Origin of the sequence: Pseudomonas sp., assembly GCF_037994325.1 — a bacterium.
Taxonomy (GTDB): Bacteria; Pseudomonadota; Gammaproteobacteria; order Pseudomonadales; family Pseudomonadaceae; genus Aquipseudomonas.
On sequence record NZ_JBBNAH010000280.1, the window covers coordinates 1 to 1,191 of the forward strand.

At 60.8% G+C, this 1,191-nt stretch carries 1 protein-coding gene and 1 pseudogene; one reads left to right on the top strand and one right to left on the bottom strand.

Features of this window, described 5'->3' with window-relative positions; genetic code table 11:
* Window positions 1-930: lytic murein transglycosylase (locus tag AAAB16_RS09380; RefSeq protein WP_340663093.1), on the top strand; the 930-nt coding region annotated here is incomplete at its 5' end.
* A 64-nt stretch (window positions 931-994) separates the two neighbouring features.
* Here the strand turns inward: AAAB16_RS09380 and AAAB16_RS09385 are convergent.
* A pseudogene (locus AAAB16_RS09385) lies at window positions 995-1,191 on the bottom strand (lipoyl synthase); the annotation flags it as partial.

The window sequence follows — 1,191 nt, forward strand, 5'->3', positions numbered from 1 at the left end:
GGCCAAGCGCAATACGCTCAGCAACAGGCCACCTTAAGCCGCATCGAACAACGCTACGGCGTGCCGGCAGAAACCCTGGTGGCGATCTGGGGCATGGAGAGCGGCTACGGCAATAACATCGGCAGCAACAACGTTATCCGTTCGCTGGCGACCCTGGCCTATGAAGGCCGCCGCGCCGCGTTCTGGCGTGAGCAGTTGATCGCCGCCCTGCAAATTCTCCAGCATGGCGACATTGCTCCGGAGCGCTTGGTCGGCTCCTGGGCTGGCGCCATGGGCCAAACCCAATTTATGCCCACCACCTACAACCAACATGCCGTCGACTTTGATGGCGACGGCCGCCGCGATGTGTGGTTCTCCGCCGCCGACGCCCTCGCCTCCGCTGGGCATTACCTGCAGCAGTCGGGCTGGCAGTTGGGCAAACCCTGGGGTTTTGAAGTGAACCTGCCGCAGGGCTTTGACTACGCCCTGGCCGACCCGGAGCAACGCAAAACCGTGGCGCAGTGGACGGTACTTGGGGTGAAGCCAGCCAATGGCGCCTTGGCGCCGACCTTGTCTGGCGAATCGGCAACCCTGCTGCTGCCTGCCGGCCATCGCGGCCCGGCATTTCTGGTACTGAGCAACTTCCGCAGCATCCTCAAGTACAACAACTCCACCTCCTATGCGTTGGCGGTGGGTCTGTTGTCCGACGGTATTCGCGGTGGCAACTCCGCCGTAAAAGCCAGCTGGCCACGTGACGATGCTCAGTTGGGTCGCAGCGAACGCATTGAGCTGCAGCAATTGCTCGCCGCCCATGGCTTTGAGCCTGGGAGTGCCGACGGGATTATTGGCGCTAACACGCGCAAGGCCGTACGAGCGTATCAACAACGCTTGAACCTGCCCGCTGACGGCTACCCCGACCACAGCTTGTTGAATCGTTTGCGCAGCCAGTAGCGCCAACCCAACGCACAAATAAAAAGGGCGACCCTAGGGTCGCCCTTTTTATTTGCCTGAAGGTTTAGCCCTTCTTGGCCTCGTGCGCCTGCTGATCGGCGTGGTACGAGGAACGTACCAGCGGACCGGACGCCACGTTTTTAAAGCCCATTTTGGTGCCTTCTTCGGCAAACCAGGCAAAGGTATCCGGGTGCACAAAGCGTTGCACGGCCAGGTGGTTACGCGAAGGTTGCAGGTATTGACCAAGGGTCAGCATATCGA